At 71.1% G+C, this 23,638-nt stretch carries 30 protein-coding genes and 1 pseudogene; 14 read left to right on the top strand and 17 right to left on the bottom strand.

Going from position 1 to position 23,638, the window contains the following annotated elements:
- Positions 1–463: uracil-DNA glycosylase family protein (locus AB0M03_RS24115; protein WP_363494145.1), on the top strand; the 463-nt coding region annotated here is incomplete at its 5' end.
- A 290-nt stretch (positions 464–753) separates the two neighbouring features.
- Entirely contained in the window at positions 754–1,359 is a 606-nt protein-coding gene (locus AB0M03_RS24120) for a transposase (protein WP_363494147.1), read from the top strand.
- 36 nt (positions 1,360–1,395) lie between these two features.
- Here the strand turns inward: AB0M03_RS24120 and AB0M03_RS24125 are convergent, their stop codons facing one another.
- From AB0M03_RS24125 to AB0M03_RS24160, 8 genes are all read right to left on the bottom strand, one after another.
- Positions 1,396–1,773: a hypothetical protein gene (locus AB0M03_RS24125; RefSeq protein ID WP_363494149.1), complete on the bottom strand. Its 378-nt coding sequence runs from the start codon at positions 1,771–1,773 to the stop codon at positions 1,396–1,398.
- An 85-nt stretch (positions 1,774–1,858) separates the two neighbouring features.
- Positions 1,859–2,257: a hypothetical protein gene (locus AB0M03_RS24130; protein ID WP_363494150.1), complete on the bottom strand. Its 399-nt coding sequence runs from the start codon at positions 2,255–2,257 to the stop codon at positions 1,859–1,861.
- A gap of 27 nt (positions 2,258–2,284) precedes the next feature.
- Entirely contained in the window at positions 2,285–2,440 is a 156-nt protein-coding gene (locus AB0M03_RS24135; protein WP_363494152.1) for a hypothetical protein, read from the bottom strand.
- Positions 2,441–2,559: 119 nt separating this feature from the next.
- Entirely contained in the window at positions 2,560–3,264 is a 705-nt protein-coding gene (locus tag AB0M03_RS24140; RefSeq protein ID WP_363494154.1) for a response regulator transcription factor, read from the bottom strand.
- Complete coding sequence (locus tag AB0M03_RS24145) at positions 3,261–4,508, bottom strand: ATP-binding protein (RefSeq protein WP_363494156.1); 1,248 nt, start codon at positions 4,506–4,508, stop codon at positions 3,261–3,263. Before AB0M03_RS24145 ends, AB0M03_RS24140 begins: the two co-directional genes overlap by 4 nt.
- A gap of 680 nt (positions 4,509–5,188) precedes the next feature.
- Complete coding sequence (locus AB0M03_RS24150; protein WP_363494158.1) at positions 5,189–5,755, bottom strand: rhodanese-like domain-containing protein; 567 nt, start codon at positions 5,753–5,755, stop codon at positions 5,189–5,191.
- A gap of 67 nt (positions 5,756–5,822) precedes the next feature.
- Positions 5,823–6,608, bottom strand: coding sequence for a sulfite exporter TauE/SafE family protein (locus AB0M03_RS24155; protein WP_363494159.1), 786 nt, complete (start codon positions 6,606–6,608; stop codon positions 5,823–5,825).
- Positions 6,605–6,907, bottom strand: a complete 303-nt coding sequence (locus AB0M03_RS24160; RefSeq protein ID WP_363494310.1) for a rhodanese-like domain-containing protein — start codon at positions 6,905–6,907, stop codon at positions 6,605–6,607. The genes AB0M03_RS24155 and AB0M03_RS24160 overlap by 4 nt, the downstream gene beginning before the upstream one ends.
- 334 nt (positions 6,908–7,241) lie before the next feature.
- On the opposite strand from AB0M03_RS24160, the gene AB0M03_RS24165 reads away from it, so the two are divergent.
- The 3 genes from AB0M03_RS24165 to AB0M03_RS24175 all read left to right on the top strand — a co-directional run bounded on the left by AB0M03_RS24165 (position 7,242) and on the right by AB0M03_RS24175 (position 9,751).
- A complete protein-coding gene (locus AB0M03_RS24165; RefSeq protein ID WP_363494161.1) occupies positions 7,242–8,624 on the top strand; it encodes an MBL fold metallo-hydrolase in 1,383 nt (460 codons plus the stop codon).
- 99 nt (positions 8,625–8,723) lie between these two features.
- On the top strand, positions 8,724–9,341 hold the full coding sequence (locus tag AB0M03_RS24170; protein WP_363494312.1) for an OsmC family protein: 618 nt from the start codon (positions 8,724–8,726) through the stop codon (positions 9,339–9,341).
- Between the two features lie 113 nt (positions 9,342–9,454).
- Positions 9,455–9,751 carry a hypothetical protein gene (locus tag AB0M03_RS24175; RefSeq protein ID WP_363494163.1) on the top strand — a complete coding sequence of 99 codons (297 nt, stop codon included), beginning with the start codon at positions 9,455–9,457 and terminating at the stop codon, positions 9,749–9,751.
- 67 nt (positions 9,752–9,818) lie between these two features.
- Here AB0M03_RS24175 and AB0M03_RS24180 read toward each other — a convergent pair whose 3' ends face one another.
- Positions 9,819–10,022, bottom strand: coding sequence for a hypothetical protein (locus tag AB0M03_RS24180; RefSeq protein ID WP_363494165.1), 204 nt, complete (start codon positions 10,020–10,022; stop codon positions 9,819–9,821).
- Between the two features lie 318 nt (positions 10,023–10,340).
- Complete coding sequence (locus AB0M03_RS24185) at positions 10,341–10,925, bottom strand: DinB family protein (RefSeq protein ID WP_363494167.1); 585 nt, start codon at positions 10,923–10,925, stop codon at positions 10,341–10,343.
- Between the two features lie 69 nt (positions 10,926–10,994).
- Between AB0M03_RS24185 and AB0M03_RS24190 the strand changes: the two are divergent.
- Positions 10,995–11,241: pseudogene (locus AB0M03_RS24190) on the top strand (IS5/IS1182 family transposase); the annotation flags it as partial.
- Positions 11,242–11,490: 249 nt separating this feature from the next.
- On the opposite strand, the gene trxA reads toward AB0M03_RS24190, so the two are convergent.
- Together trxA and AB0M03_RS24200 are read right to left on the bottom strand one after the other, a co-directional pair.
- Positions 11,491–11,853 (bottom strand): thioredoxin, encoded by a 363-nt coding sequence (gene trxA, locus AB0M03_RS24195; RefSeq protein WP_363494169.1) that lies wholly within the window; start codon positions 11,851–11,853, stop codon positions 11,491–11,493.
- A 57-nt stretch (positions 11,854–11,910) separates the two neighbouring features.
- Positions 11,911–12,378, bottom strand: a complete 468-nt coding sequence (locus tag AB0M03_RS24200) for an OsmC family protein (protein WP_363494171.1) — start codon at positions 12,376–12,378, stop codon at positions 11,911–11,913.
- Between the two features lie 198 nt (positions 12,379–12,576).
- On the opposite strand from AB0M03_RS24200, the gene AB0M03_RS24205 reads away from it, so the two are divergent.
- The 4 genes from AB0M03_RS24205 to AB0M03_RS24220 all read left to right on the top strand — a co-directional run bounded on the left by AB0M03_RS24205 (position 12,577) and on the right by AB0M03_RS24220 (position 16,053).
- Positions 12,577–12,843: a metal-sensitive transcriptional regulator gene (locus tag AB0M03_RS24205; RefSeq protein ID WP_360626860.1), complete on the top strand. Its 267-nt coding sequence runs from the start codon at positions 12,577–12,579 to the stop codon at positions 12,841–12,843.
- Positions 12,844–13,056: 213 nt separating this feature from the next.
- Positions 13,057–13,365, top strand: a complete 309-nt coding sequence (locus AB0M03_RS24210) for a rhodanese-like domain-containing protein (protein WP_363494173.1) — start codon at positions 13,057–13,059, stop codon at positions 13,363–13,365.
- Positions 13,366–13,390: 25 nt separating this feature from the next.
- Positions 13,391–13,780, top strand: coding sequence for a DUF302 domain-containing protein (locus tag AB0M03_RS24215; protein ID WP_363494175.1), 390 nt, complete (start codon positions 13,391–13,393; stop codon positions 13,778–13,780).
- Between the two features lie 104 nt (positions 13,781–13,884).
- The gene (locus AB0M03_RS24220) at positions 13,885–16,053 is read left to right on the top strand and encodes an MMPL family transporter (protein WP_363494177.1); all 2,169 of its coding nucleotides are present in this window, start codon (positions 13,885–13,887) and stop codon (positions 16,051–16,053) included.
- An 812-nt stretch (positions 16,054–16,865) separates the two neighbouring features.
- On the opposite strand, the gene AB0M03_RS24225 is transcribed toward AB0M03_RS24220, so the two are convergent.
- The 3 genes from AB0M03_RS24225 to AB0M03_RS24235 all read right to left on the bottom strand — a co-directional run bounded on the left by AB0M03_RS24225 (position 16,866) and on the right by AB0M03_RS24235 (position 18,286).
- Positions 16,866–17,243 carry a hypothetical protein gene (locus tag AB0M03_RS24225; protein WP_363494178.1) on the bottom strand — a complete coding sequence of 126 codons (378 nt, stop codon included), beginning with the start codon at positions 17,241–17,243 and terminating at the stop codon, positions 16,866–16,868.
- A 25-nt stretch (positions 17,244–17,268) separates the two neighbouring features.
- Positions 17,269–17,697: a hypothetical protein gene (locus tag AB0M03_RS24230; protein ID WP_363494180.1), complete on the bottom strand. Its 429-nt coding sequence runs from the start codon at positions 17,695–17,697 to the stop codon at positions 17,269–17,271.
- A 304-nt stretch (positions 17,698–18,001) separates the two neighbouring features.
- Positions 18,002–18,286, bottom strand: a complete 285-nt coding sequence (locus tag AB0M03_RS24235; RefSeq protein ID WP_363494182.1) for a hypothetical protein — start codon at positions 18,284–18,286, stop codon at positions 18,002–18,004.
- A gap of 164 nt (positions 18,287–18,450) precedes the next feature.
- Between AB0M03_RS24235 and AB0M03_RS24240 the strand changes: the two genes are divergently transcribed.
- The 3 genes from AB0M03_RS24240 to AB0M03_RS24250 are packed head-to-tail and all read left to right on the top strand — an operon-like array spanning position 18,451 to position 21,299.
- Complete coding sequence (locus AB0M03_RS24240; RefSeq protein WP_363494184.1) at positions 18,451–19,824, top strand: ferredoxin reductase family protein; 1,374 nt, start codon at positions 18,451–18,453, stop codon at positions 19,822–19,824.
- Between the two features lie 28 nt (positions 19,825–19,852).
- The gene (locus AB0M03_RS24245; RefSeq protein WP_363494186.1) at positions 19,853–20,518 is read left to right on the top strand and encodes an FMN-binding protein; all 666 of its coding nucleotides are present in this window, start codon (positions 19,853–19,855) and stop codon (positions 20,516–20,518) included.
- Positions 20,519–20,549: 31 nt separating this feature from the next.
- Positions 20,550–21,299 carry an FAD:protein FMN transferase gene (locus AB0M03_RS24250; protein ID WP_363494188.1) on the top strand — a complete coding sequence of 250 codons (750 nt, stop codon included), beginning with the start codon at positions 20,550–20,552 and terminating at the stop codon, positions 21,297–21,299.
- Between the two features lie 81 nt (positions 21,300–21,380).
- On the opposite strand, the gene AB0M03_RS24255 is transcribed toward AB0M03_RS24250, so the two are convergent.
- Both AB0M03_RS24255 and AB0M03_RS24260 read right to left on the bottom strand, forming a co-directional pair.
- Entirely contained in the window at positions 21,381–21,893 is a 513-nt protein-coding gene (locus tag AB0M03_RS24255; protein WP_363494190.1) for an IS110 family transposase, read from the bottom strand.
- Positions 21,894–21,962: 69 nt separating this feature from the next.
- Positions 21,963–22,214, bottom strand: a complete 252-nt coding sequence (locus AB0M03_RS24260) for a hypothetical protein (protein WP_363494192.1) — start codon at positions 22,212–22,214, stop codon at positions 21,963–21,965.
- A 602-nt stretch (positions 22,215–22,816) separates the two neighbouring features.
- Between AB0M03_RS24260 and AB0M03_RS24265 the strand changes: the two genes are divergently transcribed.
- Positions 22,817–23,521, top strand: coding sequence for a GntR family transcriptional regulator (locus AB0M03_RS24265; protein WP_363494194.1), 705 nt, complete (start codon positions 22,817–22,819; stop codon positions 23,519–23,521).
- The last annotated feature ends 117 nt before the right edge of the window (positions 23,522–23,638 follow it).

Genomic DNA, 23,638 nt, shown 5'->3' on the forward strand with positions numbered 1-23,638 from the left:
GCCGGTGGCCGTCTTACGTTCTCAGGCGACACCCGCTACCGGGACGAAACCCCCGGAACGGGTGGAACCCGTACACCACTTCCCTGGACGCAACCAGGAGGCCGGGATAGCGCCGAGTGACGTCACTCCCTGGAACGCCTGCCCCTGGTACATCAACCGTTCACCGAACGCGGCTGAGCTCCAGGCTGGTGCCGAGGTCCTGAAGCAGCTGCTGGGGCTGATGCCAAAGGCACAGGTCGTGCTCCTCCAGGGCAACCAAGCCCAAGACGTGTGGCGCCGCCTGCTCAAGACACACCCCGAAGCCGTCCGTGATAGGAGCCTGGAGGTGGTCAGCACCTACCACCCCGGTCGGCAGGCTCTCTTCGTGCGAGATCCGGAGGAACGCGTCCGCCGCGCGCAGCACCGTATCGACTCCTACCAGAAGGTCGGTGACGTGCTCCGCAGCACAGGCGCACAGTTGTAGAGGCCCTGTTCTGGGGGGCCGGCCAAGGCGAGCCCCAGAAAGGCAGTGAGATGATCTTGGAGGCGTGAGAACTGGCGGTGCGCCCTCAGCGCTGGGGATCGTCGCCGCCTTCCGATTCCGTCGGGCTCCTGGTCGTGTTCGCCGGTCCATGTACCGAACGGTTCGGGCCGGGCTCCTCGGTGCCGAGCAGTGGGGCGCCACCCTTGCGGCGGAAATCGGCGGGGATCCTCGGGTGCCGCCTTCGAGCTGGGCGGGGATGCGGCTGGCACGGAGTTCGCGCAGGTCGGGATGTGGTTGTAGAGGGTTCCGGGGCTGACCCCGAGGAGCTTGGCGATCGAGGTGATCGAGTTGTCGGGGTTGGGGAGCATGTCGCGGGCGGCCCTGATGATCTCGGGTGTGGCGACGGTGGGCCGGCCCTGCTGCTGGCCGTCCCCGGCATCGAGACCCGGGCCGCCCAAGTCGTCCTCGCCGAGATCGGCCCGGACGCCTCCCGCTTCCCCACCGCGGCGGACCTCGCCTCCTGGGCGGGCGTCTGCCCCGGCAACCACCAGTCCGGCACCCGGCGGGGCAGCGGCACCACCCGGCACGGGGATCCCTGGCTCAAGGCCGCCCTCGGGCAGGCCGCGGTCAGCGCGTCTCGCACCAAGGACACCTACCTCGCCGCCCGCTACCGACGACTCGTCGCACGCCGGGGCAAGGAACGTGCCCTGGTCGCCCTGGAGCACTCGATCCTCATTGCCGTCTGGCACATGTTCACCCGCGACGCCGAATACACCGACTTCGGCGGCCACTACTTCATCGAGCGCACCGGCAGAGCCAGGCAGACCCGACACCTGGTGAGCCAGCTGAACCAACTCGGCTACCACGTGACCCTCCAGGCCGAAGGAGCTGTCTGACCAGCCGCAACGCTCAACGAACGGAGGATTTTCGAATCAGGCGGTGTGCAGCGCGGGGTCTGCGGTGCGGAGTTGTTCGAGGACTGCGAGGGCTCTGTCCCGGCCCGCGGATCGCGACACGGTGTTCTTGAGACCGCCGATCGCGCGCCCGAGGGCGGAGGAGCCGACCGGGACGAGGCTGACGGTGCGGGTGTCCTGGTCCTCGGTGATGTAGATCTGGACGATCCACCCGCCGGTGAAAGTCTTCAGGGAGGCGTAGGCCTGGAAGACCGGCGCGGTGTCGAAGGGGTTGTCGTCCGGCTGCACGGGGCCGAACTCGACCTTCGCGGAGTAGGCCTGGAGGACGGAGTTGAAGATTCTCTTCACCTCCTCGACGCCGAGCGTGGTGCGTGCCTCGATGATGTCTCTGCTCATCCGTTTCGCTCCTTGTGTCGCGGGGTCGGCCCTGTCGGTGGTGGGCGGCCGCCGGGTGGGTTGCCCGGCGACCGTGGTGGGTGGCTCAGCCGGTGCGCCAGGTGCTGATCCGGGCGGAGGCGCTGTGCAGGGCCATCTGGACACCGGCGTTGATCTTGATGGCGTTTCCCGTCCAGCGGCGGATCTGCCGCTCGGGGCGGTCGTAGTAGGCGTGTCCCGTGCAGCCGGTCGCCGTGGGGGTCAGGTCGACGTGGAACGCGAAGTACGTCTCGGCCGAGTTCCCGGCGGTGACGGTGATGCCGTCCACGCCGAGGCGGCTGAGGTAGATCGCCGCCATGGGGCCCGGCTCCGTGACGGCGAACTCCTGGACGGAGAGCTGCGATGCCAGGCCCGCGTAGAGGACCTGCAGGGTTTCCCGGGGCGGGTGCGGGGACTCGAAACGCCCCACGTCGCCCGGTGCCCGGGATGATCGGAAGAGTCCCATACGATATTTCCTCTCTGCTCGGGCCCGTTACTTGCCGTCGACGATCCGACGGGCGCGGTTGCCGCGGGAGCCGGCCTCCCGGTAGATCCGCATGAGGAGTTCGACCTCCTGCTTGGTGAGTGAACCGAGCCCGACGTGCTCGGCCTTCACGAGTACGGCCTCGTACTGCTCCTTGGTGGCCACGGCTGTTCCTCCCGATGGTGCGCGGGGCTGCTCCGGTGTGTCGTCCGCACCGGTCTGCCATGAGTCTTTCGCCGCCGGGGCGTTGGCGGTACCCGCGAAATCGGGGGGTCGGTGGGAGCTCAGCGCGGGTCGGTCGTCGATGGCTGCCAGTCGGTCAGACCGGAGGGCTCCAGGCCGAGGTAGTACTCCAGGTCGGCGGGGGAGTGGTCGCGCAGGTAGGCCGCGAACTTGGTCTTGACGCTGTTCATGTAGCCGGTCGCGGTCTGGGGCGTGATGTACAACCGGCGGGCGATGCTGCGGAAGGACTCGCCACGGGCACGCCCGGCCAGCACCTCGCGTTCGCGCGGCGACAGATTGGGCAACTGGTCGCGGCGCTCGGCGAGTTCGGCCAGCCCGGTCAGCTCCTGGGTGATGACGACCTGCCCTGCCGCCACGGCGTCCACCGCGTCGCCGAGCGCCGGCAGCGGCTCGGCCTTGTGCACGATCCCCTGGGCGCCCGCGGTCAGGCAGTCGACCAGGATCGTGCGCCGTACCTCGCTGGTGTAGACGAGCACCCGGTATCCGGCCTCGGCCACCGCTCTGACGGCGTCGGGGCCCTGGAGGGCAGGGGCGGGGCCGGTGCCGGCGAGGTTGAGGTCGACGATCACCACGTCCGCTTCCGGGCGTGCGGCGAGCAGGGCCTCGGCGTCCCGGTAGCAGCCGACGACGTTCCATGCGGGGAACAGCGGGCAGAGCGAGTCCCGGATGATGGTGTTGTCGTCGACGGCCGCCACTCGCGGTGCGGGGGTTGCTGTCGTGGGGCTTTCTGACTGCTCGGTGGTCATGCCGGTTCCTCCCATGGTCCGCGGAGCGTGACGGTGGTGCCGTCGTCCGGGAACGAGTCGAGTTCGACGCGGACGCGGTGGCGCGCCAGGGTCTCCGTCACCTGGACGCGCAGGCCGAAGCCGAGCGCCGTGGACGCCGGGTCGAAGCCGCGTCCGTCGTCCCGGACGGTGATCTCCCACTCGCCCGCGGCGCGGTCGGCGTCCGCGTGGACGACGACGGTGTGCGCCTGCGCGTGGAGGCGGACGTTGTGCAGCAGGGTCGCGGTCGCGGCCTCGACGGCGGCGGCGGTCGGTCCCGGCAGCGCGACGCCACGGGCGAGGTCCAGGTTGAACGTGACCGGCAGTTCCCAGAAGCCCTCCGCGGCGGACCGCACGACGGCGATCAGCTCGCGGGGCCCGCCGTCGCCGCGGTGCGCCGGTCCGGTGGTGGCCGGACTCGTCGAGCGGAGCGGTACGCCGTCGTTGTCGTCGATGAACGCGCGGACCTTGCGGGACAGGACCGTCGCCTGATGACGCAGCGGCTCCGCCGACTCGGGTGGCAGATCCTGGCGGGCCAGGAGGCTGAGCACACTGATGTTGTCGTGCAGCAGGGTCCGCTGGCGGTCGATCTCGGCGAGTCGGGCGGCCTCGGCCGCGGATTGCGCCGCGGCCTGCCGGGCCCGTTCGGCGGCGCCCGCCAGCCGTCGCAGGTATCCGGCGAGCAGGCGGGTGAGCAGGGCGAATCCCGCGTAGGAGAAGGCGTTGGCGACCACGGTGCTCCGTGCGGAGGGGAGTGCCCAGGGAAGGGCACCGACCAGGTAGGCGCCGGTCAGGGCGAGGACCGCGACGGCGGTGCCGCGACGCCGCGGGAAGACGATGGCCGCTCCGCAGGCCGAGCCGAGCGTGCAGGCGAAGCCCCAGGCGGTCCAACTGCCGGTGAGGTCGCGGGGCGCGACGTACCAGGGCTGTGCCAGGAGAACGGCGACGGCGACGGCCACGTCCGCGCGCCCCAGCCGCGCGTCCAGGTAGCCGCGTGCGCGGACGGTGGTGGCCGCGAGGAGCGCCGACTCGGCGAGGTACATGCACAGGGCGGCCGTGAACAGGACCGGCGAGGTGGTGTCCCGTAATGCGGTCGGCAACGAGATCAGCAACTGGCCGACGTTGACCACGCGCAGGCCCAGGAACACTGCCAGGGCGCACAGCTCCACCCCGGCCGAAGTGGTCGGCAGACTGCCCTCTCCTGAGCGCCACCTCGCGACGAGCACGGTGAACGGCCGAACGGCGGCGGGGTCGGCCGCCCGGTGCCCGCCGGGCGGCGGACTCTGCGACTCTTCGACAGGCGCGTTCGATGAGTGCGGGCTCGGCCGAGGAGATCGGGCACTCGGGATCCGTGGCCGGCCCAAGGGGGGTCGCGAGTCGGGCTCCGGCGGGAAACGGCCTCTCATGCACCGCATCCTCCCGGACCCCCGAGCGGCCTGTACACCCGCGGTTTCAGGGGTTCGGCAGCGGCCGCCAATCGGTCGGACCGGAGTTGCCGCGCCCGCGCCGGAGACGTCGGCACCTACGCGATCGAGTTTCCCGGCAGCCGTTCCCGCGCTCCTGTGAATCCGCTCGGTGCCGCAGCGTGACAGGGCGTCACCACGCGGTGGCGGCATGACCAGATAGTGAAACTCTGGGGTGCGCTTGCAGGGCCGACCCGGAGTTCCTTCCACCGACGCCGAGCTCAGCGCAGTGGAGAGCCGCACAGAACGGATACCCGCCCGGCTCGGTACATGGGACCCGCGCCTTTCGCTCCCGGGGGACTTGCCCCTCGCCTGGGTCCTCGGACATGCCTCCGGGCATTCTTGACCTGCCCGGTACCCGCGCGGGGTTGTCGTGGTCGGCCGGGAGCACTTGGTGGTGGTTGAACGCCGGGGCGCGCCGGTCCGGCGCGCCCCGGCGGCGGTTACCGATGGAGGGCGGTGAGGGTGGTGTCGAGGTCGGGTCCGCCGGTGCGGGGGCGGTTGTAGGGGAGTTTGCCGAGCATGGCGCCCATGGCGCAGGTGTTGGTGACGGCGGCGAAGGCGAGTCCGGCGCCGACGGCGGCGGAGAGCCAGCGGCCGCCGGGGAGGGCGAGGTCGGCCAGGACGCCGGCGACGACGAGGGAGCCCGCGACGAAGCGGACCTGGCGGTCCATCGCCCAGACGTTGCGGGCGCCGGGGATGCGGTTGACCGGGTGGCCGTTGCCGACCCAGGCGGTGGTGCCGCCGAGCAGGGTGAGGGCGGTGATGCCGGCGGCGGAGAGTTGTTCGCAGGCGGTGGCCGAGCGGTTGCCGGAGGCGCAGACGACGGCGATCTCGGCGCGTTCGGCGGCCGTGCGCAGTGCGGGCAGGGCTTCGTCGAGTCGGTCGAGGGGGATGTTGTGGGCGCCGGGGATGTGGCCGGCGGCGTACTCGCCGGGGGAGCGGACGTCGATGACGGTGAGCTGCTCCAGCTTGGGGTGGAGCTGTTCGACGGTCAGGGGCGTTGCCATGGGGTGGCGGGTCCTTTCGGGCAAGGGGGACCGCCCGGGCCGGGGGTGCCCGGGCGGAGTGCGGGGGTCAGCGCAGGGCGTCGACCAGCATGAGGGCGGCGACGGCCAGCAGGGCGACGGCGAAGGCGGTCTGCAGGGTGCGGCCGCTGAAGCGGTCGGCGAGGCGCTTGCCGTCCCAGGCGCCGAGGACGGCGGCGGCGGTGAACGGGGCGATGACCGCCCAGTCGAGGCCGCCGGTCGCGCCGAGGCGGGGGACGAGGGCGGCGAGGGAGTTGGCGGAGATGACCAGCAGGCTGGTGCCGACGGCCTCCGCCATGGTGAAGGCGAGGACGGAGACCAGGGCGGGGACGGCGAGGAACCCGCCGCCCACGCCCAGCAGGCCCGTGACCGCGCCGAGCCCCGCGCCGGCTGCGGCGGAGCGTACGGGGGCGCCCTCGGCGGGCCGGTCGCCCGCCGCGTCGCCGGGACGGTTCCGCGCGGCGTCCTTGGGCTTGCGGGCGGAGGCGAGCATGCGCCAGGCGGCGAACGCCGCCAGCACCGCGAACGCGGTGGTGAGCAGGGGTGCGGGCAGGTGGGAGGAGAGCGCGCCCGTGGCGGCGGCCAGGGGTAGGCCGGCAGCGGCGAACAGCAGGCCGGTGCGCCAGCGCACCCGTCCGGCGCGGGCGTGGGCGAGCAAGCCGGTCAGCGAGGTCGCGGCGACGATCAGGAGTGCGGCGGTGCCCGCATGGGCGGGGGTGAAACCGAGGAGGTAGATCAGGGCGGGGACGGCCAGCATGCTGCCTCCTCCGCCGAGTCCGCCCAGCGCCAGGCCGACCACGGCGCCGGCGATCAGGGCGAGGACGATCACGGTCATATGACCTGTCCGTCCCGGCCCTCGGCCGTGACGACGGGCAGCCCGGCCCCGGCCCAGGCGTACATCCCGCCGGCCACGTTCACGGCGGTGACGCCGCGCGCGGCCAGCAGGTCGACGGCGCGCTGCGAGCGGTTGCCCGAGCGGCAGATCGCGAGGACCGTGCGACCGGCCGGCGTGGGGAGTTCCGCGCCGGCGGCCAGGGCGATGAGCGGGAGCCACACGGCGGCCGGTGCGTGTCCCGCGGCGAACTCCTCCCGTTCGCGGACGTCGAGGAGGACCGCCTCGCCGGACGCGGCCATCGAGTCGGCCTCGACCGGTACGACCTGCGGTGGAACGGTCGACGGGTGGGGCAGGGACATGGCTTGGCCTCCGGGGTGCGTGCGATGAACGGCGGGAGCGGGTGCCCGCGCGGCGGTGACGCCGAGGGGGCGGGCGGCCCGTCCGGACGACCGGGCGGGGAGACGGAGAGCCGTCCGTGACGACGGCCGTCCGGCCGCCCCTTGCTTCCGATAATACCCGTGGGGGTATCTTTGGGTGCAAGGGATACCCCACCCCGTATTTTTTGAGGGTCCATGTCGCGGATCGTCCTCGTGCCGCGTCCGGACCTCAGACCTCCGGAACCAGGAGACTCGCGTGTTCTTCGCCCAGTACTACCTCGACTGCCTCTCCCAGGCCTCGTACCTGATCGCCGACGAGACGACCGGCCGCGCGGTCGTGGTGGATCCGCGGCGCGACATCGACGACTACGTCGCGGACGCCGAGGCGCACGGCTTCACGGTCGAGGCCGTGATCAACACGCACTTCCACGCGGACTTCCTGGCCGGCCACCTGGAGCTGGCGGCCCGCACCGGGGCGTGGATCGGCTACGGGCGGCGCGCGGAGACCGAGTACCCGATCCGCCACCTCGCCGACGGCGAACGGATCCACCTGGGCGACGTCACCCTGCAGGTCATGGAGACCCCGGGGCACACCCCCGAGTCGATCAGCGTCCTGGTGTACGAGCGGGCCGCCGACGCCGTCCCGTACGGCGTGCTGACCGGCGACGCGCTGTTCATCGGCGACGTCGGCCGACCCGACCTGCTCGCCTCCGTCGGCGTCACTGCGGACGAACTCGGCCGGATGCTCTACGACAGCGTCCAGAACAAGCTCATGGCACTGCCGGACGGGGTCCGGGTCTTCCCCGCGCACGGCGCCGGCTCCTCCTGCGGCAAGAACCTCTCCACCGAGCGCCAGTCCACCATCGGCGCGCAGCGCGCCACCAACTACGCCTGCCAGCCGATGAGCGAGGACCACTTCGTCGCCATCGTCACCGCCGGCCAGTCCGCCGCGCCCGGCTACTTCGGCTACGACGCCACCCTCAACCGCCAGGACCGCGCTCTCTTCGACACCGCGCAGGCCCACCACCCGCTCACCGCCGACGAGTTCCGCACCCGCCGCGCGGCCGGAGCCGTCGTCGTCGACGCCCGCAGCCCGCAGGAGTTCGCCGCCGGGCACCTGCACGGCTCCATCAACGTCCCCGCCGACGGCCGCTTCGCCGAACAGGCCGGAGCCGTCCTCACCCCGGACACCGAGATCCTCGTCGTGGCGCCCGACGGACAGGAGCAGGAGGTGGTCACCCGGCTCGCTCGCATCGGCTTCGACCGCACCGCCGGCCACCTGAACGACCCGGAGACCACCCTCGCCGACCTCGCCGACCAGCTCGCCCCGGCCAGCCGCCTCACCGTCGACCAGCTGAACACCGCCCTCGCAGCCGAGCAGCCGCCGCTCGTCATCGACGTCCGCACCTGCGGCGAGCGCGCCGAGGGGGCGGTGGACGGCTCCCTGCACATCGCCCTGAACGAGCTGCCCCGCCGCCTGGCCGAGATCCCCGCCGACCGTCCGCTCGTCCTGCACTGCGTGGGCGGACACCGTTCCTCCATCGCCGCCAGCCTGCTGCGCCATCACGGATTCGGCGACGTGTCCGACCTGCTCGGCGGCTACGCCGCCTGGGCCGCCGCCCACCAGCCCGCAGCCTGAACCGGACGGTCCGGAAGGAATACGAGCCGCTCCCCAACCGCTTCCATAAATACCCGCGGGGGTATTTATGGAAGGGTTGTGGGAGCCATGGCGAAGGTGATGGACCAGACGGCGGAGCCACTTGTCACCGCATGCGGGCGGCGGATCGACGTAGGACAGCTGAAAGTTGACGGACCGGCTGCCCGAATCGGCAGGGTCACCCTCGATGTCGGACCCGAGACTGGAGGAACCTCCCGCATCTGGGCCGGACTCAGCCCGGCCGAGGCGCGCGAACTCGCACAGCGCCTGCTCGACCAGGCGGCCCGTACCGAGAACGAGTCATCGTCCAGAGCCGGACGGGGAGTGGTCGAGGTCGCACCCGCAGGCCCCCGTAGCTGGGCCGCGACCGCACGGGGCCGTCACCTGTTCACCGCCGGACGCGGCACCGGTGAACCTTCCCCTGTGGAACAGCTGGTGGCGTCTGCGGCAACCTGCGCCGCCGAACGCGCCGCACGCTTTCTCCAAGGTCAGGGACTGCCGCACGACACCGTGCGCGTCACCGCCCACTTCGAAGAACTCGACGACCAGCCCGCCAGGATCACCGCCCTGCGTCTGGTCCTCGCCCTTCCGCCCGGTCTCGACCCGCAGCGGTATCCCGCCCTGCGCGAGGCGCTCACCAGGTGCGCGGTCACCAACACTCTCCGGCACCCGCCGAACGTCACGGTCGACCTGCGCTGAAACGGGCTGCGACCGGAGCCGGCAGGCTCCGGTCGCAGCCCGAGCCAGAAGGTTCTCTCCGAATCCTGCGCCCGCCGCGTTGTCGACCAGCAGCACCGTGGACGGTTGCATCGATGGCGCTGCCGCTGCTCCACCTGCACGGCCTGTCCTCTGATGGCTTCGTGCCCACGCTGGACCAGTTCCTCGGCGGAGCGTCCGGCCTGTCTGCGGCGACCGGGACGCTGCTGACCAGGCAATGGCAGGACGACCACGCCGCCGTCCAGCGGCGCGACCTGTCCGACCGTGACTACGTCTACGTGTGGGCTGACGGGGTGCAACCAAAGACCTGGCTCGGGAAGGCCAACTCCGGCGTCCTGGTCCTGCTCGGGGTCCGCCTCGACGGCGCGAAGGAACGCCAGCGAATTGGGTGAGCCTTCCTGGACGTTCGATCAGTAGAGGAAGGCCCGGTCGACTCATGAAGCCGACCGGGCCAACTCGTCAGTCGACGAGAATCGCGCTGAATCGCGACTTGGCTGCGTCGAACTCGATCACGCGCACGCGTACCGCCGCGCCGACGGTGGCACCGCCACCGCTGACGAGCCCTTGCACACCAGAATCAGACTCAACGAAGAGCCCAAACGGCTTGGCGGACTTGACGACGACGTCGACCTCGTCCCCGGCGTTCAGGAGGGTTCCGGACATACGGCTCACCTCCTCTCCATCCTCATGTGAGTCGGTCAGCGGTGCGCACGCGGCCCCAGGTTCTTTCTGTCGCGGGGTAGCGCAGGCGCCGGACTCTGCCCAGACATCACGTGAGCAGAGGGTACAGGCTGAGGCTCTGATCCTCCTCTCGGCAGGTTTCCCCGGCTGGGCTCGCCGCCGCGCCGATCGAGGCGTGGTCCTTGGAGGTGCGCGGCAAGCGGCATCGTCTTGGAGTCCAGCTGATGGAGAGTCGGCACGACCGGGGAGCGTCCCGGCCGTCTTCTCGTCGATATTGCGCGGGCGCAGAACGGGGGCGAGCTAAGCCTTGATCGGTGCGGCCGACCTGGCGGCCTGCTCGATCTTCGCGCAGTAGGCTGCACGGGCTTCCTCGTCGATCTGCTGCTCGTGCTCGGGGCGCATCCCGGTTCGGCCGTCGAGGCCCTCGCGCAGGATGTCGGCGTGCCCGGCATGCCGGTTGGTCTCGCCGAGGACGTGGACCAGGATGGCGAACAGGTTCGTGTTGGGATATGGCTCCGGCCACCACGGCACATGGCCGGGGGCGTCGAGGGGAAGCTCGTTGATCGTCGCGTCCGAGTGTTCCCACGTGCGCCGGTAGAACGCGATGATCTGATCGCGGGTCTCGTCCTCGGCCGCCCACTGATCGCTGCCGTCGTGGTCCTGCCACCGGGGCAGCGGTTCCGGGGAGGGGCGGTCGAAGACCTCGCCGAAGTACCTGGCCTCGACGGTGGCCACGTGTTTGACCAGGCCGAGGAGGTTGGTCCCGGTCGCAGTCAGAGGTCGGCGGGCGTCGTACTCGGACAGGCCGTCGAGTTTCCAGAACAGCGCCTCGCGGTCCCGCCGCAGTCTCCCGTGCAGGTTGTCCTTCGCGAATTCATCGATCATGCGGCACGAGCCTGCCACAGTCCAGGCAGGCGGGGGCGGAGGATTGCGCTCCTGCGAGATGATCTTCGTATGGCGGGAGTGATCGCGGTGTCCGAGCTGTCCTGGGCATCGCCGTTCACCGGGCTGAGCCCGCGTCCCTGCGGCAACTGGCCCCGCTGCTAGGCCTGTCGAAGTCCGCGGCCGACCGTGTCATCGACCACCCCCGTCCGAAGCTCGCTCTCCACCCGCGCCAGCGGTTCGCGAAGGACGCCGTGCCGATCGTGGACGGCTCCCTTGTATCACCCGGGATCACAAGGACGCCGAGCAGTCGAAGAACGAATGGGAAGACGCAGAGCGGCCCGGGAACCTACAGTCGGCTGCGGAGGAGTGGACTGCCTCCTGGATGTACAGGAGCGGAAGGAAAGCTCGCGCGGTGCATCGACGACCCGGCGTGGTCGGTGGGCGCAGGCAATCGTGCCGCATCCACCGCTGACGGGAGGATGCGGCACGCTGCTCTTCGCCGACCGCGGAGCCGGTCGGTGCGGCACTTCTCCCACCGCCCACGGCCCGCCCGGCGGCTCGTCGACTACACGGCAGCGGCCGCGATCTTCCGGTGGACCTCGTCCATGTCGACGGCGCGGACTTGGCGGATCACGTCCTCCAGGGCGGCCTCCGGCAGCGCGCCCGGCTGGGCGTAGAGGACGACGCCGTCGCGCACCGCCATCAGGGTCGGGATCGAGGAGATCCGGAAGTCCGCGGCGAGCTGCTGCTGCGCCTGGGTGTCGACCTTGCCGAACACGATGTCCGGGTGCTTCTGAGAGGCGCGCTCGTAGACAGGCGCGAACATCCGGCACGGACCGCACCAGGCGGCCCAGAAGTCCACCAGCACGATGCCCTCGCCGCCGGCGATCCCGTTGAAGTTCTTCTCGGTCAGCTCGACCGTGGCCATGGCCGTTCTCCTCTCGTAAATACCCCCATGGGTATGTGAACGGTGGAGTGCGGTCGTCTATTCCGGCCTGTCGGGCGGGGTCACCTCGATGCGGACGGTCGGGGGTTGGTGGAGCGTGTTGTGGACGGTGCACCGCGAGGCGACGGCGAGCAGCGCGTCGTACCGGGCGGGGTCCAGGCCCTTGGGTGGCTCCACGGCGAGGGTCACCTCGGTGACCCGGGCGGGGCGGTCGGCGGCCATGGTGAAGCCGGCGTTCACCCGAAGCCCTTTCGGATCGACGCCGTGCCGGGTCAGGTAGCGGCCGGCGTAGAACGCCACGCATGAGGCGAGCGACGCGGCGAACAGTTCGGTCGGGGTGGGGCCGGCGTCCTGGCCGCCGTCGTCGACCGGTTGGTCCACCACGAGTCGGTGGCCGCGGACCGCGATCTCGTAGCTGTCCCGACTCAGATGCTCGATGCGGATCCGGCCCGGGGGGAGGGCTGCCCCGGAGCCGAGGGGAGGGGTGCTCTCGGTGGGCGAGGTCAAGGTCTGCTCCTGTCGGGCGGGCTGCCTGGCGGCCGGTGGTGGTCGGGCCGGGGCTCCAGTACAGCCCGGCGCCGACCGGCGGCCCAGAGCCAACCGGCCCGGCCCGGCAGGGCCCGTCGGCCTGCAAGCCCGGCCCACGGCCCGATTTATACCCCAGGGGGTAAGCTGGTCGGAGAACGACACTCTGGAGGTGCGGAAATGCAGGTCGACGACGATGCGGTCGGCGCGGTCCTCAACCGCCTTCGCCGGGCGCAGGGGCAGCTCGCCGGCGTCATTGCGATGATCGAGGCGGGACGGGACTGCAAGGACATCGTGACCCAGCTCGCCGCCGTCTCCCGCGCCCTCGATCGTGCCGGGTTCAAGATCGTGGCCAGCGGTATGCGTCAGTGCATGGCCACCGTCGACGGCGACGCGCCGCCGATGAGCGAGGCCGAACTCGAGAAGCTCTTCCTCGCCCTCGCCTGACGCCCGGCCGCCCGCCGCCCGGCGGGCGTGAACCGTCAGGTGCCCCCCACGCGTGCGTCGATCCGCCCGGGCGCCGGGCGGTTGGGCCGATCCGGTCGGCCCCGCCGTCGCGCGCGAAGGCGACACGTCTGGCGGCCCGCGGTGGAATGCGTCACTTCTCTCCGGTGGTGCCATAGTCTTGATATACCCCATGGGGTATGGAGGGTTGGGGTCATGGTCCGAGAACTCGACATCGAGGCGTTCATCGCCGCGCGGGTGGAGGGTGCTCTGGTGCTCGACGCGCGCGAGGGGTTCGAGTTCGTCGCAGGGCACGTGCCGGGCGCCCGCTGGATCCCGCTGGGGATGCTCGCGGGCAGCCTCGTGTCGTTGCCCCGCGGCCGCGCGGTCATGGTGATCCGTTCATCCGGGAGCCGGGTCGGCGCCGAGCCGCTCACCCGGGCCGGCTTCGACGCCGCCTCCGTCCGGGGCGGAGTCCCCGCCCGGTCGCTCTCCGGCCGTGACCTGGCCGCCGAATCCGCCTGACCGTCCACCACGAATGGAGTTCAGCATGGACTACGGGATCCCCGTCACCCTGGATCTGCCCTTCGGTGATGCCGTCGAGCGAGTGCGGGCCGCACTCGCCGAGCAGGGTTTCGGCATCCTCACCGAGATCGACGTCCGGGCCACCCTGAAGGCCAAGCTCGGCGAGGAGATCGAGGACTACCTGATCCTCGGAGCCTGCAACCCGGCCCTCGCCCATCGCGCGCTGCAGGCCGACCGGCGCATCGGACTGCTGCTGCCGTGCAACGTCGTGGTGCGCGCGACCGACGGGCACGCCGTGGTCGAGGTGATGGACCCCCAGCTGATGGTCCGGGTGACCGAGCAGCCCGCGCTGGAGGCCGTCGCCGACGAGGCGGCCGCCCGCCTGCGCGCGGCGCTGAACAGCCTCGCAGGCTGACCGGCGCCCTCCGGGCCCGCCGCGGCGGGCCCTTTTCTCAGGCTTTCCATATACCCCTACCCGTATTTTGCGCCCATCGGGCCGCCCCAGGAACGGAGCATCACGTGAACCACCCGGACACGGCCGTCGCCCGGCCGTCCACCTCGCCCCCGTCGGAACCGCCCGGTACCCCGGGCCTGCTCGGCCGGCTCGGCGCCTGGTCGGTACAGCACTTCAAGGCCGTCCTGGTGGGCTGGCTGCTGGTCGTGATCGGCCTCGGCGCGTTCGCCCCCCAGGTGACGTCGGCGCTGTCCGGCGCCGGATGGCAGGCCAACGGCTCCGAGTCGGTGAAGGTCAGGCAGGTCGCCGAGCAGCACTTCGCGGGCAACGCCTCCACCGCGCTGCAGATCGTGGTCGCCGCCGACCGGCCGGTCACCGAGCCGGCCGTCCAGCAGGTGATCGCCAGGGCGGGCGAGGTCGCCGCCGCCGACCCCCGGATCTCCACCGTCGTCCCGCCGCAGCCCGGCGCGACCATCAGCCAGGACGGCCGCACCGCGATCCTGCTCGCCGGAGCCAAGGCGTCCCCGGACGACATGGTCCGCGCCGCCGACGACCTCAAGGGACCGCTGAACGCCCTGTCCACCGACGGCGTCAGCGTCCACGCCACCGGCGCCTCCGTGCTGTGGAGCGACTTCAACAAGGCCAACCACGACGCCATGATGAAGTCCGAGATCATGTCCTGGCCGGTGACGCTGGCCATCCTGGTCCTCGCCTTCGGCTCGCTGGTCGCCGCCGGACTGCCGCTGCTGCTCACCATGGCCGGGCTCGCCGCCTCCGCCGGATCGCTGGTGCTGATCAGCCACCTGTTCCCGGTCTCCATCTGGGCGATGAACTTCGCCATGATGTTCGCCCTCGCCCTCGGCATCGACTACGCGCTCTTCCTGGTCGTCCGCTTCCGCAGCGCCCGGATGGGGCGCTCGCTCACCAGCGCCGAAGCGGTAGCCGAGACGATGGACACCGCCGGAAAGGCCGTCCTGCTGTCCGGGGCGACGGTTCTGGTCAGCCTGTCCGCCGTGATGCTGGTCCCCTCCCCGGCGTTCCGGTCGATGGCCGGCGGCATCATGCTCGCCGTCCTGTTCGTGCTGGCCGCCACCCTCACCCTGCTGCCCGCCGTCCTGGGAAAGCTCGGGCACCGCGTCGACGCGCTCGCCCTGCCGTGGGTGAAGTCCGGCGAGCACCGCTCCCCGCGCTTCGCCGCCTGGGGCGAGCGGCTGTGGAAGCACCCGCTGCGCTACGGCGCACTGGCGCTGGCCGCCCTGATCGCGCTCGCCGCTCCGGTGATCGGGCTGCGCACCGCGATGCCCTCGATCACCGTCATCCCCGCCCACGACAGCGCCCGGGCCGGCTACACCGCCGTCCAGCAGGCGTTCGGCCCCGGCGCCCCGGGCACCCTGCAGATCATCACCCCCACCGGTGAGGCCGCAGACGTGGCGGCACAGGTCGCGGCCACGCCCGGCATCGCCGGCGTGATGCCCGCCCAGGGCGCCGCCGACGGCTCCGGCTGGTCGATGATCCAGGCCGTCCCCACCGTCGACCCGTCCAACCCGCAGCTCGCCTCCACCGTCCACACCCTGCGGGCCGAACTCCCGCACGACACCCAGGTCGGCGGCGCGGCCGTGGAGAACCTCGACCTGCAGCACCTGCTCACGGAGAAGACCCCGCTGGTCATTGGCGTGGTGATGGCACTCGGCTTCGTGCTTCTGCTGGTCGCGCTGCGCGCACCGCTGATCTCCGCGCTCGGTACGGCGGCGAGCCTGCTGTCGACCGGCGCGGCGTTCGGTGTCGCCCGGCTGGTCTTCCAGGACGGGCACGGCGCGGGGCTGCTCGGCTTCAAATCGCAGGGCTTCCTGGACGGGTGGGCGCCGGTGTTCTTCTTCGCGATGATCTTCGCGATCGCGATGGACTACACCGTCTTCCTGCTCGCCTCCGCCAAGGAGCACTACGAGCGCAGCGGCGACCCGCGCGAGGCGATGGTCGGCGCCCTCGCGCACTCCGGGCGGGTGATCTTCGCGGCGGCCGGCGTTATGGTCGCGGTGTTCTTCACCTTCGCCCTGTCCGGGCCGCTGCCGCCCAAGGAGATGGGCATCGTGCTCGGCGTCGCCGTCCTGCTGGACGCCGCACTGGTCCGCCTCGTCCTGCTCCCGGTCATCCTCCGGCTGACCGGCCGGGCCGCCTGGCACACACCCGCCTGGCTCGACCGCGTCCTGCCGAAGGTCACCTTCTCCCACGGCTGACCCGGACACCGACCGCCGGTGGCGGGAGCGCAGTTCGGCGCTCCCGCCACCGGCAGCCTTGTCATCTCGTCAGGTGGGCTCGTCCGGGCCGTCGACGCGCGGCCTGCAGAAACGGGCGCATGGACGGCGAACCGCATGTCCACACGGTGGAGATGGATCGGGCCGTGCCGGGGATTCCCGACACGGCCCGATCAACTGGCGCTCGCTCGCCCGCTCAGCGGCGGCCCAGCAACCTCGCCAGGAAGCCTCCACCCTTGCCTGCGCTCCGGTCGCAGCTACAGCGGTCGGCCTTGCGGACTCCGGCAAGCACCTGGTCGACGTGCATGCCGCACCCCGCATAGGTGGCCTTGCCGCAGGTGCGGCACGTGGTACGTCGACACATGGCAGAACTCCTCGCGATCAATTGGAAGGAGGGCATTCCCTCCACTTCCAATATACCCCGAGGGGTATATTGCGAGGGCTGGACATCCGGTCCTGCATCGGGGCAGGACCGTCAACTCACGCCCCGCGGCGAGCGTCGTCCGGGCGACGAGGCCCGGGGCGCGGCCCCGTCTTCCGGGAAGACGGGGCCCAGCCGCGGATACCCGGGCCATGTGGCGTCACGGAGCGCTGCAGCGCCGCGATGACCCGCTCTCCGCACGCCGTCTCCCGGTCGGCGGTCCGGCCGATGGGTGCGTGCTCGGTGCTGTCCGGGAAGGAGGGTGGGGCTGTCCGCGCTGTCCATCGCAGAGCGGGCTGCGGCCAGCCGGCCTTCGACTGGCACGGCCCGGGAATGCGGCCCGTCCGGCAGGACAAGGGGTGGGCGAGTCCTCTCAAGTCGGACTACCGGCGTGCTGTCCGTGGTCGAGTCGGTACGCCGTGAGGGTCTGTCGCGGCGTGCCAGCCGTGCGGAGGAACCGTTCGTCCAGGATGGCTGCGAGGTCTTCGAGGGCGGCTTTGAGGACATTCCCGGACTGCCGGACCGCTGGATCGTCGGATACTGCAGCGAGGTCGGCGAGCGTGAGCGCGCCGTCGACCTGGCTTGCGAGCGAAGTGCGGTCGTCGCCGTCGTAGAAGTAGTAGGACTCCGCGTACTGCATGAAGTCGACGGAGATGACCGCGATGTTCTTCGCGAGGCCGTCAAGAAGGTCCGCTCTCTCGGGGCGGAGTGCCGTGCCCCGGGTCCGGCCCGGCTTGTAAGAGCCGTTCAATGGACAGACCCTCCGCTGGCCGGTGTCACGCAAGAGGCGCCGCGGGCATCCGCGGCGCCACCCGCACACTGCGCAGGCCGACCGGCCGACAGCGCACGCCACCGTGCCGGAGTGCTATCCGGCGGTGTCCGCCGGGTCGAGGTGCTTGAGTGAGGTTGGTGCGGGCTTCCACCCGGTCGCCGGCCGGCAGGCTCTCCCGGAACGGGTGCGCCCACACGGCCAGCGCGGCCTCCTGCTCGCCCGTCAGCAGTCGCCGGTTCTCCTGGTGCTGCTCCTCGTTCCAGCCGGGCTCGGCGGGGACAACGGTGCCGTCCGACAGGGTCCGCTCGGCTACGGCCTCCGCCCACTTCGGGGCCAAGGCGAGGAACGCGGAGCGCGCGTCCCGCGCGGCCTTCAGCGCGCGCTGCGCCTCTCGCAGGTCGCCGGGGTGGTCGAAGGTCGTCTGCTTGCCCATGGCCAAAATCGTACTGACATTCGACCCGTGCCGATGGGCGCCCCACCGCCCCCGGGGAGGGGCACCGGGCGGCGAGCTCCAGATCCTGCGCACCGCCGTCTCCATGCCGTCCGCCAAGAACGCCGAGAAGACGATCGTGCCGTCCGTCGTCCTGCCGGTTCGCCGGGGCCGGCCGCCGGTGCGAGGCAGCCTCCTCCCGGAGTTGTTGGTAGCAGCCCCGGCTCCGCAGTTGTCGCCGTGAACGGACGGGCCGGTGCCGGAGAGCCCCGGCACCGGCCCCACCGCCCGGTGGGCAGCACGCCTGCTACCGGCGCCGCCGGACGACCCAGAGCACGGTGATCATGGACAGCTCGGCGGCCGGTGCGGCCGGCAGCGCCCAGGTGTGCGGGACGGCCCCGGAGAGGGCGTGCTCGGCGGCCGGGCCCACCGCCTTCACTACCATCTCCTCCATGGCCCGCTCGGCCCCGGCCCACCAGGCCACCGCCCACAGTGCCCCGCGGCTGTGCCGTACCGCCGCCGTCCAGGCGCCGACCACCACCACGGCCGCCGCCGCCGTCAGGACGGAGGTCATCGCGGCGCCGGCGATCACCGGGTGAGCTGCCCCTGGTGAGCGCCCATGCCTTCGGCCTCACCCTCCCCGGTTCTCACCCCGCCCGGCCGTGTCGTACGAGGTCGACGGCTCACGAGCATCGGAGGGCGGGGGACGATGCGGGTAGGGTGCCGGGGCACCGAAGCGACCGGAGGATTCAGCTCGTGACGACGATCCAGCACAGCCGGGCCGGCAGGCGGCAGACGCAGCGCCGCGTCCGGCGTCGGCGCTCACCTGCCGTACCCCTGCTCGTTCTCGCCTGCGGCGGGGCCGCGGCCGTGGTGTGGCTGTGGTGGCGGAACACTCCGGCCGTACTCCCCGACAACGGTGATCGGCTCATCCACGCGGGGCGGATCACCGGCCTGCTGGCCGGGTACGTGATCGCTCTGGTAGTGGTGCAGATGGCGCGGGTGCCAGCCCTGGAGCGGCGGGTCGGGTCCGACCGCGTGTCGCGCTGGCATGCGACAAGCGGCCGGTACGCGCTCTCCCTCACGCTGGCCCACGTGGTCCTGACGGTGTACGGGTACGCGCTTCAGGGGCGGGTCGGTGCCGTACCGCAACTGGTGTCCTTGGTGACGGAATACCCGGAGATGGGCAAAGCGGCGGTCGGGACCTCGCTGCTGGCCGTGGTCGGTTTCGTGTCCGCGGGGGCCGTACGGCGCAGGATGCGCTACGAGGTCTGGTACTACCTGCACCTGCTGACCTACCTCGCGGTGTACCTGGCGTTCTGGCACCAGCTCGCCACCGGTGCCGAGTTCATCGGCAGTCCGGCAGCGCGTACCGCCTGGTACGTGCTCTACGCCGTGCCCGCCGCACTCCTGCTGTGGTTCCGCGTGCTGATTCCCGTACGTCTCAACCTCGTCCATCGCATGCGGGTCGAGTCGGTGGTGACCGAGGCGCCGGGCGTGGTGTCCGTGCACATCCGGGGGCGGCGGCTGCACCGGTTGGGGGCGCAGGCGGGGCAGTTCTTCCGCTGGCGGTTCCTCTCGAAGGGGCTGCGCTGGACGGCGAATCCGTACTCGCTTTCGGCGCCGCCTCGCCCCGACCTTCTGCGGATCACGGTCAAGGCGGTGGGCGGGCACAGCGCGGCGCTCGCTGGGCTGAGGTCAGGGACACGCGTGTGGGCGGAGGGCCCGTACGGGTCGATGACGGCGGCCCGCCGCAGCCGCGGCAAGGTGCTGCTCATCGCTGGAGGCGCGGGCATCACCCCCATGCGGGCTCTGTTCGAGACACTGCCCGGGGCGGGTCGTGACCTGACGCTGCTGTACCGGGCCCGTACGGCGGACGACCTGGCGCTGCGCGAGGAGCTGGAGGCGATCGCGGACGAGCGCGGGGCGCAGTTGCTGTACGTGGTCAACAGGGCGGACGGCCGACGGCCGGTGATCAGTGCGAGCATGCTCCGCAAGATCCTTCCGGACATAGCCCGGCATGACGTCTACGTGTGCGGCCCGGCGGGGCTGGCGGAGGAGTCCTATACGGCCCTGCGGGAGGCGGGTGTGCCGGACCGGCGTATCCACCACGAGTCCTTCGCCTTCTGAGGTCCGGGGCCGTGCCAGGTGTGACGTCATGAGGCCGCTCGGCGCTGGGTGTGTCATGAGGAAGAAACATCCGCTCCGTCGCGCCGTGCTCGCCGGAGCGGGCACCATCTCGGGCATCGTTCTGCTGCTCGCGTTCAAGCCGGCCACGGATCCGGCGCTCGCCCGGGCGGCAGGCCCCGGCGACCCTGTGGCCTCTGCCGACGTGCTCGAGAATCTCTCCGCGAGCGGCGAGAGCATGCCCGCGGCTTCCGGGAACGCGCTCGCGTCCCCCAGTGCCGCTTCCGTCACCGCAACAGCCTCCGCCATCCCCGAGGCCTCCGCGTCGCGTTCCGCCTCCGCCGTCCCGGCGAAGACGAGCAGCGCTCTTCCCACGCCGAAGACGACCTCCGCCACCTCAGGCAGTTCGGGTGGGTCCATCACCCGAACCGTCACCGGCGCCACGGTCAGTACGCAGTACGGGCCGGTCCAGGTGAAGATCACCCTCAATGGCAGCACGATCACCGGGGCGATGGCCGTTCAGTCACCCTCCTCGACGCCGCGGAGCAAGGAGATCTCCTCCACGGCCGTCCCCCAGCTGAACCAGCGGACCCTGGCCGCACAGAGCGCGAGCATCGACTCCGTGTCCGGAGCCACCTACACCAGCGCCGGCTACCGCCAGTCCCTCCAGAGCGCCCTGGACAGGGCCGGTGTCTGACGCCGGGCGCGTGCGGCACGTGGAACACGTCATGGGCACCGTGTTCTCGTTCGACGTCCGCGGGTGCACCGACACGTCCCGTACACGCACGGCGCTCGCGGAGACCGTCGCGTTCCTGCACCGCATGGACCAGGTGTTCTCGACGTACCGCGAGGACAGCGACGTCAGCCGGCTGGCGCGAGGGGAGTTGACTTTCGAGGGCTGCGACCCGGCGGTGGGCGAGGTGCGGCGGCTGTGCGAGGAGGCGGAACGGCGCACGGAGGGCTGGTTCACGCCCCGGTACGCGCGATCCGGAGCCGACTGGGATCCGACGGGGCTGGTGAAGGGGTGGGCCACGGAGCGTGCGGCGCATCTGGTGACCGAGACGGCGCCCGCCGCGGCCGTGTGCGTGAACGGCGGTGGTGACATCCAGCTCCTGGGCGGCCCCTGGCGCATCGGCATCGCGGATCCGCTGGTTCCCGGCGCACTCGCGACGGTCGTCGAGGTCGGCGCGGAGGCGCAGAGCACGGCCATCGCCACCTCGGGTCCCGCCGAACGGGGCTGCCACATTCTCGACCCGCACACCGGAGCACCGCCGGAGCATGCGCTCGCCGCCCTGACCGTCGTCTCCCTCTCGCTCACGGACGCCGACGCCTTCGCCACCGCCGCGTACGCCCGGGGCGACGGCGCGCGTGCCTGGCTGGAACGACAGCCGGACACGGAGGGCTTCGCGATCGATGCCGACGGCGGTATCTGGCAGACCAGTGGTTTCGGCCGCTGGTCCGCAGCATCGCCTGAATAGGATTGTCCGGCCTGGACTTTGCGGCGCTGAAGGTAGCGACGGTCGGCCTGCCCGTCCTGTTCCTCAGTGCCCCTGAGGCTGCTATATCAAGTCAAGCTGCTTGAGGGGGTCTTCAGTGGTGATCAGCTGTGCGGGCTGTTCTCCTCGTTCGAGGAGCTTGAAGAGCTGCCGACAGATCGCTCGCTTGAGGCAGCGTTGTGCATCTCTCGCGGGTTTTCCCTCGGTGATTCGCCGGGCGACGTAGGCACGAGTGGTCGGGCCGAGGCGGATGGGGATCAACGTGATCGTGTGGAGGGCCCGGTTGAGCTGCCGGTCTCCGCTGCGGTTGATCCTGTGCCGGTTGGTCAACCCTGACGAGGCGGGGATCGGCACGACACCCGCGAATGCCGCAAACGCTGCCTCGGACCGGAAGCGACCGGAGTGTGACCAGCTGACCAGGATCTGGGCAGTGCTGATCGGTCCGACGCCCTGCAACGCCAGCAGCTCGGGGGCGATCGTACGAACGATCGTGAGAAGCTCCGCTTCGAGCTCCTTCGCCTCAGAGCGCAGGGCTTCGATCCGGTGAGCGGCGCTTCGCAGGGCGCGAACGGTCATACGGTGCTCGATGTCCTGGCTCGGCCGGTCCCGCAGCTTCGCGCAGTACGCAATCCGGTCCTTGCTCTTTCATGCCTCGGGTCCGACGCGGAGCTCGTCGGGCGCCGAGATGATCAGAGCCTTGAGCAGGTTGATCGCAGCAGTGCAGGCCAGAACGGCGCTCTGGCGGGTGGTGAGTAGGACACGGAGTGCCTCGCGCTCACCGCGGCGTCGTGGGCGGATGAGGTGTTCGGTCGCCAGGACCTCCCTGGCCGCGCGGACGGCATCGAGCATGCCGGTCTTGCGCCCGCCCCGGACGGCGGGACGCTTGGGCCGGCACACTTCGGCGACGCTTCACCAACCGCGTACAGGAAGGCAGTAAGCCCGGCGCCGTAGGAGCCCGTGCCCTCCAGCGCCCAGCAGCGCCGGCCCGGAATGTGCTGGCGGACGAAGCCCAGCAGCTGCTGGTAACCCCGGACGTTGGCAGGTGAATCGGTGCTGGCGAAAACTGCGCCGATGGGGCTGACGGCCGCTGCGGCAAGAGTGTCCCGGTGCGTGTCGACGCCGATGACGCCGTCGACCTGTTCTGCGAGCATGGTCACGTGGTTGTTCTCCTTCAAGGGCAGGACGACCGTGGTCGGCGTCGGCCTGGGTGGAGTCACCGCGTGGCAGAACTGTGATGAGTCACGTGGAGATGGCGGACAAGCTGCTGATCAAGCCAACGGGGTGGGCCAGGCCGACGCCGACGTCCGGCAGACATCTCGGGGGCACGGCAAGCTCTGACGAGCCGCCAGTTACCGTTTCGGGTCATGCCGGAACGCCGACGTCAGCCTGGCAGCAACCCAAGCCGGGGCGCAGGTCGACTATCACAGTCACCTTTCATCGAATGCCATCGACGATAACACTGATAATCGATTATTTGTGAGATCGTCTATGCTGTCGGCATGACCCAGACGGCCCACACCTCAACCTCGTCGGGGAAACAGATGCTCTCCGAGCAGGTCTACGCGCATCTGCGGGACGCGATCCTGCGTGGGGACCACGCCCCCGGTGATGCCCTCAAGCCCCAGGACCTGGCCAGGGAACAGGGCGTGAGTCTGGCCGTCGTGCGCGAGGCGCTCGTGCGGGTGGTGGGCGATGGCCTCGCCGACCGGCTGCCCAACCGTGGCTTCGCCGTCCCGGCCTTCTCCGACCATCGCTGGCAGGAGATCACAGAGGCCCGCCGGGCCGTCGAACCGGTCGTGCTGCGCATGTCCGTCGAGCGGGGCGACGTCGACTGGGAGGCCCGCGTTCGAGCCGCCCACCACCGTCTGGCCCGCACCCCGACGCACGTGCCGGAGGAGGGCGAGTACTACAGCGGCGCATGGTCGGAGGCCCACCGGGTCTTTCACCGCACGCTGCTGGAGGGTTGCGGCAACCCCGTCCTGCTGGAGACCTTCGACCGGATGTGGACCGCGAGCGAGCTGGCCCGCCGCTGGTCCGCTCACCGCCACCCCGACCGGGACCACGTCGGCGAGCACCGTCGGCTGGAGGAGGCGGCGCTGGCCCGCGACGCCGACACAGCGGCCGAGGTGCTGGCCCGGCACCTCACTCTGAGCGCGGCCGGACTGACCGACTGCACCCACCACGAACCCGCGAAGGAAGCCTGATCGCCTCGCCATGACCCGATGAGCGGTGTGCATCGTGAAGTTGCTGGTCGCTGGTCTGGCGTGCGTGGGCTTTCGGGGTGCTCGAGTTAGGGTCTGTGCGTACTCCGGCAAGAAGAC

Source organism: Kitasatospora sp. NPDC051914 (assembly GCF_040680995.1).
Taxonomy (GTDB): domain Bacteria; phylum Actinomycetota; class Actinomycetes; order Streptomycetales; family Streptomycetaceae; genus Kitasatospora.

Excerpts from the sequence above, each read along its gene's own strand:
- AB0M03_RS24265 (WP_363494194.1), top strand. The coding sequence starts at position 22,817 with ATGACCCAGACGGCCCACACCTCAACCTCGTCGGGGAAACAGATGCTC.
- AB0M03_RS24205 (WP_360626860.1), top strand. The coding sequence starts at position 12,577 with ATGCAGGTCGACGACGATGCGGTCGGCGCGGTCCTCAACCGCCTTCGC.
- AB0M03_RS24255 (WP_363494190.1), bottom strand. The coding sequence starts at position 21,893 with ATGACCGTTCGCGCCCTGCGAAGCGCCGCTCACCGGATCGAAGCCCTG.
- AB0M03_RS24185 (WP_363494167.1), bottom strand. The coding sequence starts at position 10,925 with ATGATCGATGAATTCGCGAAGGACAACCTGCACGGGAGACTGCGGCGG.
- AB0M03_RS24130 (WP_363494150.1), bottom strand. The coding sequence starts at position 2,257 with ATGGGACTCTTCCGATCATCCCGGGCACCGGGCGACGTGGGGCGTTTC.
- AB0M03_RS24125 (WP_363494149.1), bottom strand. The coding sequence starts at position 1,773 with ATGAGCAGAGACATCATCGAGGCACGCACCACGCTCGGCGTCGAGGAG.
- AB0M03_RS24140 (WP_363494154.1), bottom strand. The coding sequence starts at position 3,264 with ATGACCACCGAGCAGTCAGAAAGCCCCACGACAGCAACCCCCGCACCG.
- AB0M03_RS24170 (WP_363494312.1), top strand. The coding sequence starts at position 8,724 with ATGGACCAGACGGCGGAGCCACTTGTCACCGCATGCGGGCGGCGGATC.
- AB0M03_RS24175 (WP_363494163.1), top strand. The coding sequence starts at position 9,455 with ATGGCGCTGCCGCTGCTCCACCTGCACGGCCTGTCCTCTGATGGCTTC.
- trxA (WP_363494169.1), bottom strand. The coding sequence starts at position 11,853 with ATGGCCACGGTCGAGCTGACCGAGAAGAACTTCAACGGGATCGCCGGC.
- AB0M03_RS24155 (WP_363494159.1), bottom strand. The coding sequence starts at position 6,608 with ATGACCGTGATCGTCCTCGCCCTGATCGCCGGCGCCGTGGTCGGCCTG.
- AB0M03_RS24245 (WP_363494186.1), top strand. The coding sequence starts at position 19,853 with ATGAGGCCGCTCGGCGCTGGGTGTGTCATGAGGAAGAAACATCCGCTC.
- AB0M03_RS24230 (WP_363494180.1), bottom strand. The coding sequence starts at position 17,697 with ATGGGCAAGCAGACGACCTTCGACCACCCCGGCGACCTGCGAGAGGCG.
- AB0M03_RS24250 (WP_363494188.1), top strand. The coding sequence starts at position 20,550 with ATGGGCACCGTGTTCTCGTTCGACGTCCGCGGGTGCACCGACACGTCC.
- AB0M03_RS24150 (WP_363494158.1), bottom strand. The coding sequence starts at position 5,755 with ATGGCAACGCCCCTGACCGTCGAACAGCTCCACCCCAAGCTGGAGCAG.
- AB0M03_RS24210 (WP_363494173.1), top strand. The coding sequence starts at position 13,057 with ATGGTCCGAGAACTCGACATCGAGGCGTTCATCGCCGCGCGGGTGGAG.
- AB0M03_RS24180 (WP_363494165.1), bottom strand. The coding sequence starts at position 10,022 with ATGTCCGGAACCCTCCTGAACGCCGGGGACGAGGTCGACGTCGTCGTC.
- AB0M03_RS24215 (WP_363494175.1), top strand. The coding sequence starts at position 13,391 with ATGGACTACGGGATCCCCGTCACCCTGGATCTGCCCTTCGGTGATGCC.
- AB0M03_RS24160 (WP_363494310.1), bottom strand. The coding sequence starts at position 6,907 with ATGGCCGCGTCCGGCGAGGCGGTCCTCCTCGACGTCCGCGAACGGGAG.